15 protein-coding genes are annotated in these 16,090 nt (G+C 41.5%); 9 read left to right on the top strand and 6 right to left on the bottom strand.

What is annotated here, in order from left to right; translation table 11 throughout:
- The first annotated feature begins 110 nt into the window (after positions 1–110).
- The 8 genes from FXZ76_RS05115 (at position 111) to FXZ76_RS05080 (ending at position 7,477) form a co-directional block, all read left to right on the top strand.
- Positions 111–674: an L-threonylcarbamoyladenylate synthase gene (locus FXZ76_RS05115; RefSeq protein ID WP_079536291.1), complete on the top strand. Its 564-nt coding sequence runs from the start codon at positions 111–113 to the stop codon at positions 672–674.
- A 23-nt stretch (positions 675–697) separates the two neighbouring features.
- Positions 698–1,135, top strand: a complete 438-nt coding sequence (gene rpiB, locus FXZ76_RS05110) for a ribose 5-phosphate isomerase B (protein WP_079536288.1) — start codon at positions 698–700, stop codon at positions 1,133–1,135.
- 2 nt (positions 1,136–1,137) lie between these two features.
- Positions 1,138–1,599: a deoxycytidylate deaminase gene (locus tag FXZ76_RS05105; protein ID WP_079536284.1), complete on the top strand. Its 462-nt coding sequence runs from the start codon at positions 1,138–1,140 to the stop codon at positions 1,597–1,599.
- A 24-nt stretch (positions 1,600–1,623) separates the two neighbouring features.
- Positions 1,624–1,908: a hypothetical protein gene (locus tag FXZ76_RS05100; RefSeq protein ID WP_079536279.1), complete on the top strand. Its 285-nt coding sequence runs from the start codon at positions 1,624–1,626 to the stop codon at positions 1,906–1,908.
- 110 nt (positions 1,909–2,018) lie between these two features.
- Positions 2,019–2,699 carry a fructose-6-phosphate aldolase gene (gene fsa / locus FXZ76_RS05095; RefSeq protein WP_079536276.1) on the top strand — a complete coding sequence of 227 codons (681 nt, stop codon included), beginning with the start codon at positions 2,019–2,021 and terminating at the stop codon, positions 2,697–2,699.
- The gene (rho, locus tag FXZ76_RS05090) at positions 2,699–4,552 is read left to right on the top strand and encodes a transcription termination factor Rho (RefSeq protein ID WP_079536273.1); all 1,854 of its coding nucleotides are present in this window, start codon (positions 2,699–2,701) and stop codon (positions 4,550–4,552) included. Before fsa ends, rho begins: the two co-directional genes overlap by 1 nt.
- Positions 4,553–4,554: 2 nt before the next feature.
- A complete protein-coding gene (locus FXZ76_RS05085) occupies positions 4,555–6,579 on the top strand; it encodes a class I tRNA ligase family protein (RefSeq protein WP_079536270.1) in 2,025 nt (674 codons plus the stop codon).
- A 274-nt stretch (positions 6,580–6,853) separates the two neighbouring features.
- The gene (locus tag FXZ76_RS05080) at positions 6,854–7,477 is read left to right on the top strand and encodes a flavodoxin family protein (RefSeq protein WP_079536268.1); all 624 of its coding nucleotides are present in this window, start codon (positions 6,854–6,856) and stop codon (positions 7,475–7,477) included.
- A gap of 25 nt (positions 7,478–7,502) precedes the next feature.
- Here the strand turns inward: FXZ76_RS05080 and FXZ76_RS05075 are convergent, their stop codons facing one another.
- Entirely contained in the window at positions 7,503–8,741 is a 1,239-nt protein-coding gene (locus tag FXZ76_RS05075) for an MFS transporter (protein ID WP_079536266.1), read from the bottom strand.
- Positions 8,742–8,941: 200 nt separating this feature from the next.
- Between FXZ76_RS05075 and FXZ76_RS05070 the strand changes: the two genes are divergently transcribed.
- The gene (locus tag FXZ76_RS05070) at positions 8,942–9,910 is read left to right on the top strand and encodes a hypothetical protein (RefSeq protein WP_079536263.1); all 969 of its coding nucleotides are present in this window, start codon (positions 8,942–8,944) and stop codon (positions 9,908–9,910) included.
- A 7-nt stretch (positions 9,911–9,917) separates the two neighbouring features.
- Here the strand turns inward: FXZ76_RS05070 and FXZ76_RS05065 are convergent, their stop codons facing one another.
- The 5 genes from FXZ76_RS05065 to ilvB all read right to left on the bottom strand — a co-directional run bounded on the left by FXZ76_RS05065 (position 9,918) and on the right by ilvB (position 16,090).
- Positions 9,918–11,087 carry an ATP-binding protein gene (locus FXZ76_RS05065; RefSeq protein ID WP_079536261.1) on the bottom strand — a complete coding sequence of 390 codons (1,170 nt, stop codon included), beginning with the start codon at positions 11,085–11,087 and terminating at the stop codon, positions 9,918–9,920.
- A 2-nt stretch (positions 11,088–11,089) separates the two neighbouring features.
- The gene (gene ilvD / locus FXZ76_RS05060) at positions 11,090–12,748 is read right to left on the bottom strand and encodes a dihydroxy-acid dehydratase (RefSeq protein WP_079536258.1); all 1,659 of its coding nucleotides are present in this window, start codon (positions 12,746–12,748) and stop codon (positions 11,090–11,092) included.
- Between the two features lie 111 nt (positions 12,749–12,859).
- Positions 12,860–13,876, bottom strand: coding sequence for a ketol-acid reductoisomerase (gene ilvC / locus FXZ76_RS05055; RefSeq protein WP_079536255.1), 1,017 nt, complete (start codon positions 13,874–13,876; stop codon positions 12,860–12,862).
- A 38-nt stretch (positions 13,877–13,914) separates the two neighbouring features.
- Positions 13,915–14,421, bottom strand: coding sequence for an acetolactate synthase small subunit (ilvN, locus tag FXZ76_RS05050; protein ID WP_079536253.1), 507 nt, complete (start codon positions 14,419–14,421; stop codon positions 13,915–13,917).
- Position 14,422: 1 nt separating this feature from the next.
- Complete coding sequence (gene ilvB, locus FXZ76_RS05045) at positions 14,423–16,090, bottom strand: biosynthetic-type acetolactate synthase large subunit (RefSeq protein WP_079536961.1); 1,668 nt, start codon at positions 16,088–16,090, stop codon at positions 14,423–14,425.

Raw genomic sequence — 16,090 nt, 5'->3', positions numbered from 1 at the left:
GGTTGTGAGAGTTGATTTTTTCAAATCTTAATCACTCGTTGATTTTCCTCTCATCACAATTTATACAGAAATAAGTATTATTTACTAAATCAATCATATTTGGAGTTTAGATGTCACCTTTAGAAACTATTGTTGAACATTTGAGAGATGGGGAAGTGGTTGGTTTTCCAACTGACACAGTTTATGGATGCGGAGTTTCTGTTCGCGATGCAAGCTCAGCTTCACTCGTCAATGAATTTAAGAGACGTGATCCGAACAAGCCGGTGGCCTGGCTAATTGCTAGCAAAGATGAAGTTGAAGTTTATGCAAAAAATGTGCCTGACTACGTCGATGAGTTAATGGCTACAGGCTGGCCTGGTGCAATGACCTTGATTTTTGAGGCTTCAGAAAATGTGCCATTAAGTTTTTTGTGTGGACTTGACACCATTGCTTTAAGGCTGCCTAAGTGCGCTTGCGTTAGAAAAGTTATAACTTCACTGGGGTGTCCAATCGCTGCTAGTTCAGCAAATTACACAGGTGAAAAACCTCCAAGATTTTTAGATGATGTCCAAAGCGGTTTTCTGGACAACTTGGGATATGCTTTGACTTGTTTGCATGGACAATGCAAAGATGCTAGTGGAATTCCTTCAACTATAATTGACTGCACAGGTGATGTGCCTGTGACGCTTCGATAAAACATCTAGGATAAGGAACTATCTTGAAAATTGCATTTGCTTCCGATCATGCTGGTTTTGAGCAGAAAGAGAAGCTAAAAGAGGCTTTAGAGAAAGAGGGTTATGAGGTTTTAGACCTCGGACCTAATAACGATTCACGTGTTGATTACCCCGACTATGCTGCAAGGCTTGCTCACACAGTAGCAGATGGTAGTGCTAGGTTTGGAGTTTTAGTTTGCGGAACTGGCATTGGAATGGCGATTGCTGCAAATAAAATAGATGGAATTAGAGCAGCAAATGTAACTCGCAGTGATTTCGCAGCGCTGTCGCGTGAGCACAACGACGCTAATGTTTTAACGTTATCGGGCCGTTTTGTTAGATTTGACGAGAACTTGGCTTGCGTTAACGCTTTTCTCTCAACTGAGTTTGGAGGCGGCCGTCACACTGGTCGAGTTGAAAAAATTATGAATTTGGAGAAATAGTCATGGCTGAAAAACACGACACTCGTCCTAGCTGGGATGAATATTTCATGAAGCTTGCTAACGATGTCGCAACAAGAACCACTTGTCTTCGTCGTGGAGTTGGTTGTGTTATTGTGAAAGACAACCGCATTTTAGCAACCGGATATAATGGTGTTCCTTCTGGTCTTCGCCATTGTTGCGAAACAGGGTGCTTGCGCGAAAAGTTAGGTGTTCCAAGTGGGCAGCGACATGAGATTTGCAGAGGTCTTCATGCCGAGCAAAATGCAATCATTCAAGCTGCAAAATATGGAATTAACATTCAAGGTTCTAAGATTTATGTAAACACTCAACCTTGCATTGTGTGCGCCAAAATGATTATTAATGCAGGCATTGAAGAGATAATTTATCAAAACCCCTATGATGATAAATTGGCGCGAGAGTTACTTCAAGAGTCTGGCATCAAAATGCGTGTTTTCGATTTTTAATTCTTTTTTGAGGACATTCTTATTATGGCAATTGCAATTCTTATTGGCATTTTAATTGGCATTGTTGGTTTTTTGCCTCTTTTAGGTGCGCTAAAAATTTCTAAAAAAATTGTTGCGACACGCACTGGCCTAAACGCCGCGGTGATGATTTTCAGCATTTTAATTTCTCTTGCGATTATGATTGTTTCGATGCTCATTTTTAATGATCTGAACCACTCAAACATCTTGCCTTTTGTGTTGAGCGCGGCCATAACACTCATTATTACAGCGATTGGTTTTGGAATTTGGTTTCAAATTAAGCACTCTTAGTGCGAAGTTACTTTCTTTAGTTAACAAATTCTGTGATATACTCACTTTTGTTATCTAACTGTCTTAGTTTCAATATAAATCTCAAAACATCTTTAGCAGAGAGGAAAATCTTGAAGTTCTTTCTTGACACTGCCGACCTTGCAGAAATTGAGGAGGCAAACAGTTGGGGGGCTCTAGCTGGCGTAACAACAAACCCAACACTTTATTCGCGAATTGGTGGAAAGCTTGACGACTTTCATAATCACATCAAAAAGATATGTGATATTGTTGGTGAAAATTGCCCAGTTTCAGCCGAATCTGTCGCTATGACTCGAGATGAAATAGTTGCTGACGGTCGCGTTTTAGCTGCAATTGCTCCTAATGTTGTCGTTAAAGTGCCAACTTGCGTTGAGGGATTAGCTGCAACTAGAGCTCTTGCTGACGAAGGAATTAGAGTTAACATGACTCTTTGTTTTAGTGTTCCGCAAGCAATATTAGCTGCTCGCGCGGGTGCTCGTTATATTTCACCTTTTATTGGTCGTTTTGATGACATTTCAGAAGACGGCCTTGATCAGGTGCAACAAATTGTTCAAGCAATCGGAAATTATGATTTCACAAAAAACACAGTCAATGGAGAGCAGGTAGAAATCATAGCAGCTAGCATTCGTAGCGCAAATCATGTAACACAATGCGCTTTATTTGGCGCGGACATCGCCACAGTCCCTTTTGCTGTCATGAAAAAACTTGTGAAACATCCATTAACCGACGCTGGAATTGAATCGTTTTTAAACGATTGGGAGAAAGTTAAATAATGCCTAGAAAAAAAGCAGAAGAAACAACAGAGGTGGTTGCCGAGGAAAAGCCTAAGACTGTGCGTCGGGGCAGGCCAAAAAAGGTTGATGTCAAGAGCACAGAAGCACCTTCAACCGAAGAGGCAGTAGCGAAAGATTTGGCGGCTGTGCCTGAGAAGACTACCAAAAGAACAAGCACTAAAAAGGCTGCTTCTGCAACAAAAAAAGATGTTGACGAAAAATCTTCTGCTTCTGATGAAGTTGAAAAGAAGCCTACTAGAAGGCGCGTTTCTAAAAAAACTTCATCTGCTTCTGTTGATGATGAAGAGGCAGCTGCAACTGATGCCCCGAAGGTTTCTTCTGATAGTGAAGACTCTTCCACTTCTTTAAAAGACTTAAAAGAGGAAAAGGCAGATGTTGATGAGAAAGTTGACACTGAGTCTAAAACTGAAGAAGTTGAAACTTCTCATGAAAAAAAGGGTGAATCTTTAGAAAAAGAACAAGACTCTGATGCGCAAACTCGGCATGCTGCCAGGAAAAATAATAAACAAGGCAAGCGGAACAAGCGCCAACAAACACAATATGAACCAAGCACTTCGCGTGAAGATCTCGAAGCGCTAACTGTGTCAGATTTGCGTGAAAAAGCAGCACAATTAAACATTGATGCTTCAGGCATGCGCAAGGCTGAAATGATTGAGAAGATTTATGTCAATTTAGCTATTGCTGAAGGTTTTATGGAAGTAACAGGGATTCTTGATATTCTTCCTGACGGCTATGGCTTTTTGCGCATGGATGGCTATTTGCCAAGTGAGCATGATGTTTATGTTTCTTTGTCAACGATTAGAAGAAACGGCCTTAGAAAAGGTGATAACGTAACAGGTCAGACACGCCCAGCACGCAGCGGAGAAAAATTTGCTGCAATTCAAACTGTTATTAGCGTCAACGGAATTCCTGTTGACGAGTTGTGCTCCCGCCCTAAGTTTTCTGAGTTGACGCCAGTTTATCCAGATGAAAGACTTTTGATGGAGCATGGCAAAGACACAATCACAGCGCGAGTCATTGATCTTGTATCTCCAATTGGCAAGGGACAACGTGGATTGATTGTTTCTCCTCCAAAGGCTGGTAAAACTACAATTTTGAAGGACATCGCAGCTTCGATTCATGCAAACAATCCTGAGGTTTATTTAATGTGCTTGCTTGTTGACGAACGTCCTGAAGAAGTCACCGACATGGAGCGATCAATTCACGGCGAAGTTATTTCTTCAACTTTTGATATGCCTTGTGAAAATCATATTCAAGTTTCCGAACTCGTGATAGAGAGGGCTAAGCGTCTTGTCGAGCAGGGAAGAGACGTTGTGATTTTGCTTGACAGCATCACTCGTTTGGCTCGAGCCTACAACCTTGGCCAACCTGCTTCGGGTCGTGTTCTTTCTGGCGGTGTTGATTCAACCGCGCTTTATCCACCAAAGAGATTTTTGGGTGCAGCAAGAAACATTGAAAATGGCGGATCTCTAACAATTCTTGCTTCTGCGCTCATCGATACTGGTTCTAAAATGGATGAAGTTATCTTTGAGGAATTTAAGGGCACGGGCAACATGGAGCTTAAACTCGACCGCAATCTTGCCGACAGGAGAATATTCCCTGCCATCGATCCAATTACTTCGGGCACTCGTAAAGAAGAGATTTTGCTTGATCCTCAAGAGGCGCCTTTGATTTGGGCCGTTCGAAGCGTTCTTGCTAATTTGGGAAGCACTGAGCGTGCGATGTCGGTTCTCATTAAGTCTTTAAAGCAAACTGGTTCTAATGCAGAATTTATTATTCGTTCAGCTAAGAAGGCACAAACACACATCTCTGGCGACAATTTTGAGTTGTAATTATGACAAATATCTGGAACAAACAAGATATAGCGAACAATTGGCCAAAAAGAGCTGTCGTAACGACTGGTACACCATATGGAAATAAAGCGCTTCACTTTGGACACATTGGTGGCGTGTTTGTTCCTGCCGATGCTTTTGCACGTTTCTTGCGCGACAGGCTTGGAAAAGACAACGTTAGATTTGTTGGAGGAACCGACTGCTTTGGATCCCCAATTAACGAAGGCTACAGAAAAGCTGTTGAGGCAGGCACTTTTGAAGGTTCAATTTCTGATTATGTTATGAGAAATCACAATCTTCAAGCCGAGACTTTAAAGGCATACAACATTTCACTTGACATTTTTGAAGGCTCAAACATTGGAACTTCTGCTGAAGTACATTCCCAACTATCAAAAAACTTCATATCTGCACTCTATGACTCAGGAACTTTGCACCTTGAGTCGACGATGCAGTTTTATGACGAAAAGGCAAAAACCTTTTTAAATGGCCGGCAAGTGCATGGTCATTGCCCTGTTCAGGGGTGCAAATCTGAGGAAGCATACGCTGATGAGTGTTCTCTGGGACATCAATATGACCCAACTGATTTGATTAATCCAGTCTCGACAATCACAGGCGAAGTTCCAACGATGAGACCTGTTAAAAACTGGTACTTCGATTTGCCTAGTTATCTTGAGTTTCTAAAAAAATATTGTGAAGAATTGCGCGACGATGATTTGGTTCGCTCAATCGTCCCCACAACACTTGAGGAGTTTTTGGGAGACCCAATCATATTCGTTAAAAATGAGGCTTTTGATGAATATAAAACTGTGTCAGCTGATTTGCCTCAACATGAATTTAGAGAGGCGCAAAAAGGCAAGCAATCATTTGAACTCGTGTTTAAAACAATCGAAGATCGCGATGTCGCACGTGAAGTTCTAAATTCTGCGCACATTCGCATCAGAACTTCAAAAACTCTTGTTCCTTTTAGGCTAACGGGAAACATCGAATGGGGTGTAAAAGCACCTGTAATCGACGATGTCAACGGGCTTACAGTTTGGTGCTGGCCTGAGAGTTTATGGCAACCCATTTCGTTTACGATTGCAAGAAACAAACAACTTGGACTACCTGATGACGCTTGGCAAGATTTCTGGTGTGATGATGATGCACAGGTCTATCAATTTTTAGGCCAAGATAATCTTTATTTTTATGGTGTTGCTCAAACTCCGATGTTCGATGCAGTCAAAGATAAAAACTTGTTTGGTGGTTCTAAAAAAGAGTTAAAGCAAACAAGACTAATTGCTAATTATCATTTGCTTTTCGGAAAAACTAAAGCTTCTTCATCTGGTTCTGTAAAACCTCCAAGTGGTGAAGAGCTTCTTGAACACTACACGGTCGACCAGCTCAGATGTCATTTTTGTTCTCTTGGCCTAGGTTTAAAGCCAGTTGCTTTTTCTCCTAAACCATTTGACCCAAATTTGACCGAAGAGAAAAGAAGGGATCCTCGAGTTGCTGATCCTGCACTAAAAGAGGCGGCTCTAATTAACAATGTTTTTAACAGACTTGCTCGAAGTTGCTTTTACGAGGCTGCTAATTCATTTTCTTCTAATGTTCCAATTTGTCCGATCAGCGATGATGTGGTTGAAAGAGCGCAACAAGCGCTAGTTTCATATGATGAAAAAATGCAAAAAGTTGAACTTCACAGCGTTTTTGGCGTGTGTGATGAGTTTGTTCGTTATGCCCAAAAATATTGGGCAGATGGCGCAAAAAGTCTTAAAGATTCACCTTCTGGCAGTGATGAGAGACAACACCTTCTTTGTGATTGCTTGTATTTAACGTGGATTAGCGCGCTAATGATGCATCCTTTCGCTCCATCTGGTTGCGATTTGATTTGTGAATGCATGAACACAGACCCCAGTGATTTCTTTTCTTGGAATTCAGACTTTGTTTCTTTAACTGAAATTTTTGGAGATGTTAGTGTTCATGAGGTAAAAGACTTGCCTCCTCGCTTCGACTTTTTCCCAAAGCATCCTTCGCAATTCAAGAAATAAAGAATTTGCTAGAGTTAAATAGTTTATTAGGATCTTTTCTTAGTTCCTCCAAATCAGTTTTTATTTGTGAGGCTGTTGGTTTTGGTTTTTTTAAGTCAAGTTTTAGTCGTTCTAATTGGATAAAAATTGTTGTTGTAGTCAAAATGACTTGGACACAAATTAGAAGCACACTAAATTGCTGGTTAAGTGGCTACAACATTTTAACTATTCGTTAATTTATGCGTATTAAAATGTTCTTTGTAGGACTAATTTAATTCATAATCTAGGAGTTCAAATGAAAGTATTAGCACTAAACGGTAGCCCCCACAAGAATGGAAACACCTTTGCTGCATTGACTGAAGCAGGAAAGGTGTTTCAAAACAAAGGCATCGAATTTGAGATTTTTCAAGTCGGAAAAGGTCCAACTCGTGACTGTATAGCTTGTGGTGGCTGTAGCGAAAAAGGGTGTGTTTTTGGTGATGATGACGGTGTTAATGAATTTATCGCAAAAGCTAGAAAATCTGATGGTTTTATCTTTGGAACACCTGTTTACTATGCCCATCCATCTGGACATGTTTTGTCTTTTCTAGACAGAGCATTTTACAGTGCAAGCAATGCCTTTGCTGGCAAGGTTGGGGCTAGTTTTGCTGTTGCAAGGCGTGCAGGAACTTGTTCTTCTTTCGATGTAATGAACAAATATTTCGGAATTTCGAAAATGATTATCGCTGGCTCGTCATATTGGAACGTTGGGTTCGGCCAAGCTGATCAGCAATTCTTAAGTGACAAAGAGGGCACCCAGACAGTGCATAATCTTGCATTGAACATGACCTATATAATGCGCTGTGTTGAGGCGGGAAAGCAAGCAGGCATAAAACCGCCTGAGTTTGAAAGTGGCAACTGGTTTAACTTTATTAGATAACAGAGAGTTGTTAAACAGCTAGTGCCTAGTCTGCTTTAAGGTCATCTAGTTCAGGCACTTTCAGCATCACGAAAAAGCCAATAACGAAAAGAATTGCAATTGACAGCACACCAATGCTTGAGTTTCCTGTTAACACTGTAAAAGTTCCAACAAGAAAAGTGCCAAGAATTGCTGCATATTTTCCAAAGATATCAAAGAATCCAAAATATTCGTTTGAGTTTTTCTTTGGACACAATTTTCCAAATTCCGATCGGGAAAGTGCCTGAATGCCTCCTTGGAACATTCCGACAAGAATTGCTAATATCCAAAACTCTGATGCTGTTCTCAAAAACAACGCCGCAAATAGAGTGATTCCGCAATAGGCTGCAATGGCAATTAGCAGCATGCGTCGCGTCCCATATTTGCTAGCAAGTTTGCCATAAATTATTGCTGAAGGGAAAGCCACAAACTGTGTTACGAGAAGAGCAAGAACTAGTTGAGTCGAGCTGATTCCTAGGTCTGTTCCATAGCTCGTAGAAAGCTTAATTATTGTGTGCACGCCATCGATGTAGAAGAAATAGGCAATCATGTAATATCTGATGGCTTTGTTGCTCCAAATCTCTTTGCATGTTGCTTTTAGCCCTGTGATTGCTTTTTTGACTGCGTGTGGTTCTCGTTTTTTGTAGTGAATTTGTTTTACGTTTTTTAGCATTGGAATAGTGAAAACTAGCCACCAAACAGCTGTGATAGTAAATGCAATTTGCATGGCTGTTTTAAGACTAATGCCGATAGCTTCATAGTTGAGAACCACAAGCAAACATGCAATAAACGGGACGCAACTTCCAATGTAGCCCCAAGCATATCCCTGGCTTGAGACCTCATCCATGCGTTCGTTTGTGGTTGCATCAATTAAAAGAGAATCATAGAAAACCATTGAGGCGTTGAGTGACACAGCACTAATCACATAAATTACAAGAAATGCGATTGGCAAGGTGGGGAGTCCAAGTGTCACAGTTGCAACAACTCCTGTTCCAACACACCCTGCTATGAACTTCTTCTTCATCCCTTGCATGTCGGCGATTGAGCCTAAAATTGGCATTAGGAGTGCGATGATTAAAGAAGCGACTGTCTCTGCATAACTCCATGCAACTACAATTCCTCCTGAGGGGGACAGTGAACTGAAATAAATCGGAATGATGCTTGTTGCTAGAAGGACTAGCGCTGAATTACCGACATCATATGCTATCCAACTTTTCTCGATGCCAGTGAATTTTTGTTTTGACATTAAGTCTCTTCCTCATGTTGATCGATTATAGCCTCTAATATTTTAAATTTATTGTTGTAAAGCTTTAGCTATATTTTCGTAATAATGTTTTAAAAATGCCTGTCTAACAGCAAAAACGAAGGCTTCGTTGCTTTAAAGGTCTGTTTTTGATTTTGTAGTGTGCGATAATTCACCTCAGCCAAGAAATAGGAGGTTTTTGTATGCCCGCTATTCTCACACATCATTTTTTCGGAAAAAGTGTTCTTAATGAAGTGTCAACCATTGTTGAATTTAAAAGCAAGGAAGAAATCGATGCTTTTCTCCTTGGTAATCAAGGCCCAGATCCTTTCTTTTATCTCGTGCTTGGCAAGAGATACAAAACATCGAAACCAGTAGGTTCAGTGATGCATAAGGCTAGGCCAGCACAGCTATTGTTCAATTTGTGTTCATTGACCAAAAATACTGAGAGTGACTCATCGCAAATTGCTAGGGCCTATGTGTCTGGATTTTTGTGTCATTGGGCTCTTGACTCAACTCTGCACCCCCTTGTTTATTATTGGCAAAATGCTCTCATTGGAGCTGGAGTTGTTGGCTTAGATGCATCGTCTTCAGGCAAAGTTCATGGAGAAATTGAGCGTGACATTGACGAAGCAGTTCTTTATTCTCGGACTGGCAGAACAATAGATAGTTATAAACCCTACAAAGAAATCCTTAATTGTTCTAAAGATGCCTTAAAAACAATTGATTCTTTGTATGAGGGAGCCTCTATCATGACATATGGTCTCCCTGTTAGAAACGATTCATTTAGCGCAGCTGTTTGCGGATTTAGACACATTCAGCGATTGTTTTACAGCCCAGGCGCCACCAAAAGAGGTTTATGCAGTGCAATAGAAGTTTTATTTACTAGAAATGATTATTCACTCTACAATGCAATGTCGCATCGAAGCAGGGCAGAAGCTTTTTCAATCTTTGATAACGGGGAACATGATGATTGGATTAACCCTTTTACGAATGAAAAATCTAGCGATTCATTTGAGGATTTGTTTAACAAGGCAAAAGATCTAGCAGTTGATGCTGTTAAAAAACTTGTTGTAAGCACTTGCACTTTAAATGTTTGTGAAGAAGTGACTAAAAACTTAAATTTTGAGGGCGAGTATTCAGAGATTGATGGCGATTTTGAGTGGTGCTAGCTGCCTCCTATTCTTTAGCAGCTAGCATTTCCACGAATTGTTTTGCGGTTCTTCCGCTTCTTCCGCCCTTTTGTGTTGCAAAGCGCTCTGCTTCTAATTCTAGTTCGCTTTGCGGAATTGATATTCCTGCTTTAACGGCAAGGTCTCTCACAATACCAAGATATGTTCGCTTGCTTGGGCGAGAGAAAGTGACATGAATCCCGAATCGCTCCGATAATGAAACCATTTCTTGAATAGAGTCGTTTACATGAATTTCATCGCCATCTCTATCGCTGAATTTTTCCTTTACGATGTGGCGCCTGTTTGAAGTTGCATAAATGAGCACGTTATTCGATTGAGCAGAAAGTGATCCTTCCAAAAGCGCTTTCATTTGTCCAAAAGTGTCGTCATCAGATGAAAATGAAATGTCGTCAATAAAAATTATAAAGTGAAGAGGGGAGTCTTCTGTTTCGGCAATAACACGCGAGATGCTAGCAATTTGTGACTTTTTAATCTCTATGACACGAAGCCCTCGACTTGCATATTCATTAACAACTGCTTTTATTGTTGATGACTTGCCAGTTCCTGCATCGCCAGTTAAAAGGACATTTTGCGCAGGCTTATTGTCAAGAAAAGCTAGAGTGTTGTCAATTACAATTTGACGCTCTCGGTTGTAGTCAAAGAGATTTGCAAGGCTTGTTGTATCAGCGTGTTTGACTGGAACAATTTGTCCTGTTGAATCGTCTAGTTCAAACATAATAGATTGTGCCCAAATGCCAAAGCCTCTTGTCTTTACGTTTTCGGTTATTGCGTCAAACGTTGATTTAATATCAACGCTTGACGTTTCAAAACGAGGCGCATTTTCTCCCCACGCTTGATAGGAGCTAATCTCATCGCATGTTGTGTCAGCGATGCTTTGCAAGATTTTTAAATCACTTTGCATAGCGTCTTCTAGACACTGAGGGATTTTTTCACCTTTTGACGTTTTTTCAAGATAAACATTGTCATCGCTTTTTACTAATTGCAAGACATATTGAGAAAGGTCTCCACCTGCTCTTTTGTAAAGCTTTCTGCACAGGCTAGCATATTCAACCTGTGCAGAAGCACAATTCAAGCTTTTGTTAAGTTTTTTTAAAACCGAATCTTTTGATGGTTTATTAAAAACTGTCAGATACTTTATGTTTCTTGAATTATCCATAATTATTGGTTTACTATCGCACCAAAAGCGCCACCTGAAACAAGTTTTGCATAGCGCTTGAGATAGCCTGATAGCTCCTTTGTCTTTGGTGTAAAGTTCTTCATTCTTTCATCAAGCTCTGCTTCATCCACTTGAAGTTCAATTGTGTTGTTTGGGATGTCTATTTTAATTATGTCTCCGTCTTTTACAACACCAATGAGTCCACCTGATGCAGCTTCTGGTGTTATGTGACCAACACATGCACCGCGAGTTGCTCCACTAAAACGACCATCAGTAATGAGAGCAACGGAGTCTCCAAGTCCCATTCCCATAATTGAAGAAGTTGGGGCAAGCATCTCTCTCATGCCAGGTCCGCCTTTTGGACCTTCATATCTAATTACAACAACATCGCCTGCAACAATTTCTCCCGCGTTGATTGCTGATTGAGCCTCTTCTTCTGAATCAAAGACTTTTGCAGGCCCAACATGAACTAATATTTTGTCAGAAACTGCGCTTCGTTTTACAACGCATCCGTCTTTAGCAAGATTTCCTCGAAGAACAGCAATTCCGCCAGTTTCAGAATAGGGAGCATCAACGCTTTTAATGATGTCGGTGTTGAGATTCTTGCAATTTTTAATGTTTTCGCCAACAGTTTTTCCAGTTACGGTAATGCAATCTTCGTGAATGAGTCCCTTGCGTGACAGCTCGTTCATCACGGCGTAGACTCCACCAGCTTCATTCAAGTCTTCCATGTATGTGCGTCCAGCTGGAGCTAGATGGCAAATGTTAGGGGTTCTCGCGCTAATATCATTGGCAATGTCAAGGTTGATATCAATTCCACATTCGTGAGCAATTGCAGGGAGGTGAAGCATTGAGTTTGTAGAACAGCCAAGTGCCATGTCGACAGTGAGTGCATTCTCGAATGCCTCACGTGTCATGATGTCACGAGGGCGAATGTTTTTCTTATACATTTCCATCACCTGCATGCCCGCTTGCTTTGCAAGTTCAAGACGAGCTGAATATGGTGCAGGAATTGTCCCATTTCCTCGAAGGCCCATGCCCAAAACTTCAGTTAGACAGTTCATTGAGTTAGCCGTGTACATTCCTGAGCAACTGCCACAAGAAGGGCAGGTCTTGCACTCAAATTCATGAAGTTCACTAGCTCCTATTTTTCCTGCATTGTATTGACCAACTGCCTCAAAAATTGATGAGAGGGACGTTTTGTTTCCATGAATGTGACCAGCGAGCATTGGGCCACCTGACACAACAACAGTTGGAACATTAACTCTTGCTGCTGCCATGAGCAGTCCTGGTACATTTTTGTCACAATTTGGAATCATAACAAGAGCATCGAATGAGTGTGCAATTGCCATGCATTCTGTTGAGTCAGCGATTAAATCACGTGTTACGAGAGAATATTTCATTCCAACGTGCCCCATTGCAATGCCATCGCAAACAGCAATTGCCGGAAATTCAACAGGCGTTCCGCCTGCCATTGCAACACCTATTTTTACAGCTTGAACAATTTTGTCGAGGTTCATGTGGCCAGGAACAATCTCGTTGTACGAATTTACGATTCCAACAAGTGGACGTTTCATATCGGTGTCAGTCATGCCTAGCGCATGGAAAAGTGATCTTGCCGGTGCGAATTGTAGATTTTCGCTTCTGTCTTTAATATCCATTTATATCTCCCAGAAATAATTATTTTTTAAGTGCTTTTATTATCTCGTAAGTAATAAAAAAGGGGAGTTTGCACTCCCCAAATTTCTCATCAATTCTTCTTGATGAGTCAATTAGTTGTTAATGAGCTGATCGTCGTCGCTCCAGCTGTAGAGCTTACGAATCTCTTTTCCAACCTTCTCTGATTGGTGCTCAGAAGCAAGTTTTCTCATTGCGTTGAAGTGAACTTGTCCACCTGCATCGCTCATGTCAAGCAAGAACTCTTTTGCGAATGTTCCGTCTTGAATGTCAGAAAGAATCTTCTTCATAGCTTTCTTTGTGTCTTCAGTGATAATCTTTGGACCAGTGATGTAATCACCATACTCAGCAGTGTTTGAAATTGAGTAACGCATTCCTGCAAAGCCCGATTGATAAATCAAGTCAACAATGAGCTTCATTTCATGAATGCACTCGAAGTAGGCATTTCTTTCGTCATAGCCAGCCTCAACAAGTGTCTCAAATCCAGCCTGCATCAAAGCGCAAACACCACCACAAAGAACAGCTTGCTCACCAAAGAGGTCGGTTTCTGTTTCTGTTCTGAATGTGGTCTCAAGAACACCTGCACGCGCACCGCCGATTCCTGCTGCATATGCAAGTGCAATGTCCCAAGTGTCACCAGTTGCATCGTTTTCTACAGCAACGAGACATGGAGTGCCTTTTCCAGCTTGGAACTCACTGCGGACTGTGTGTCCTGGAGCTTTAGGAGCAATCATCATCAAGTTAACATCAGCTGGTGGCTTGATGCAACCGAAGTGAATATTGAAGCCATGTGCAAATGCCAATGTGTTGCCTGGCTCAAGGTTTGGTTCAATGTCGTTTTTGTAGAGGTCAGCTTGAAGTTCATCATTGATGAGAATCATGATGATGTCGGCAGCCTTAGCAGCCTCAGCTGCTGTTGTCACTTTGAGGCCTTGCTCTTCAGCTTTCTTCCAGCTTTTAGAACCTTCATATAGGCCGACAATGACGTCCACTCCGCTGTCTTGTAGGTTTAGCGCATGAGCATGGCCTTGTGAACCATAGCCAATAATTGCGACTGTTTTACCTGACAGTTTCTGGATGTCACAGTCTTTCTCATAGAAAATTCTTTGCATTGATCCCATCTCCTTACTAATTTCTTAGTGCAAAAAATTTATAAAATCACAGAATTGCCAATTGTCCTGCTACCTTTTTCAAGCGAGACACTGCCAGTTCTGCAAATTTCAAGTATAGTGAACTCCCTCATGATGTCAATGAAATCATCGATTTTCTCAGTGGTGTCACAAAGTTGTAACATTATTGAATGCTTCGAATAATCAACTGTTTTTGCGCCGAATGCATTAGCCGCCGCAATGATGTCAGCTCGTGTTTTTGCGTTGTTGTCCATCTTAACTAACAGCAGTTCTCTAGACACAGAGTTTGATGAATCAAATTCTTTTATTGTTCTCACATCAGGGAGCTTAACCAACTGATTTTTCAGTTGCTCTTTTTTTATGTCATCTCCATCAAAGACAACAGTGATGCGAGAAAGTTCGCTGTCTTCTGTCTCAGACACGGTTAGAGCATTGATGTTAAACTGGCGGCGCCTAAACATTGAAGTTACACGGTTTAGCACACCAAACTTGTTGCGGACAAGCACTGCTAATGTATATCTCTTCATGTTAATCACCCAGCTTTACGATAATTTCGTCAACAGATCCGCCTGGTGGGAGCATTGGCAAAACCATTTCATCTTTGTCGATAGTTGCATTGATGACATAAGGTCCGTGTTTCTTAAATGCACGTTTTAGCGCTGCGTTCACTTCTTCAAGAGAGTTTGCATTTTCTCCGTCGGCACCAAAAGCTTTAGCAAGAGCCACAAAATCGGTTTGTCTGTCAAGAATAGTGTTTGAGTAATGTTTGTCAAAAAACAGTGTTTGCCATTGACGAACCATCCCCAAAACTCCGTTGTTGAGAATAAGAATTACAACTGGGACCTCGTTTTTAACTGCAGTTGCAAGTTCGGTTAAGCACATTCCAAAGCTGCCATCGCCTGTAATTAGGACAGTGTGCTCCTTTGTTCCCATTTCGCATCCGATTGAGGCACCAAGCCCAAATCCCATAGTTCCAAGACCGCCGCTTGAAATAAATGTTCTTGGCTTTTCATAGTCGATGTATTGTGCAGCCCACATTTGGTGTTGCCCAACATCTGTGCAGATTGGCGTGTTGACATGTTTGATTTTATTCAGTTCTCCAAGAATGTTTTTTGGAGTCATGCCATCGCGATTATCGGCATTTTGTTTTTCAATTGCTTTTTGTTGTGCGATAAAACGATTCCATTCGAGGTTTTCTTTTGGTTCTACTGCTTTATTAAGTCGGCGTAGGGAGCCTTTTAGGTCGCCACGAATTCCGCAAACACATTTAACTGTCTTCGACAATTCAGAAGGGTCGATGTCGATGTGAATAAACTGAGCGCTAGGAGCAAATTTTGCTCTGTTTCCTGTTGTTCTATCGTTGAAACGAACACCGAGCGAAATAACGAGGTCTGCATGGTGCATAGCAAGAGAAGATGCATAGTGACCATGCATTCCTTGAAAACCAAGGAAACGAGGAGTGCTGTCAGGTAAGCCAGAAATTCCCATTAGGGAACATCCGATTGGTGCATCAATTTTTTCTGCGAGCTCAAGCATTTCTTCTTGAGCTCCAGAAGTAATCATGCCGCCACCAAAATAAATGAATGGGCGTTTTGCTCGTTTTATGAGTTTTGCTGCTTCATTGATTAGAGTGATGTCGGGCTCGTTTGTTGGAAGTGGCTCGACAGCTGGTTTTGGCTTGAAGTTGCATGTTGCCTGTTGCACGTCTTTTGGAATGTCCACAAGCACAGGTCCTGGACGCCCAGAGATTGCAAGTTGATAGGCCTCTCTAATTACATCTGCTAAGTCTTCTACTTTGTCAACAAAATAGTTGTGCTTAGTTATTGGTAGAGTGATGCCTGTGATGTCGATCTCCTGAAAGGAGTCGGTCCCAATTTGTCTTGTTGGGACGTTGCCTGTAATTGCTAGCATTGGCACAGAATCAAGATATGCTGTAGCAATTCCTGTTACCAGGTTTGTTGCTCCTGGTCCAGAAGTTGCAAACACCACACCAACTTTCCCAGTTGCTCTAGCATAGCCGTCGGCAGCGTGTGCTGCACCTTGCTCATGAGCTGTCAGTATGTGTGTCATCTTGTCGCTATATGACCAAAGAGAATCATACACGTCGATGATTTGTCCCCCTGGATAGCCAAATATAGTGTCAACTCCCTGTTCGAGGAGAGTTTCAACTAGGATATCACCACCCTTTAATTTCAC

Origin of the sequence: Phoenicibacter congonensis, assembly GCF_902386915.1 — a bacterium.
GTDB classification, from domain to species: Bacteria; Actinomycetota; Coriobacteriia; order Coriobacteriales; family Eggerthellaceae; genus Phoenicibacter; species Phoenicibacter congonensis.
The sequence above is the reverse complement of the archived record's forward strand: the minus strand, read 5'-3'. Positions and strand labels throughout refer to the sequence as shown.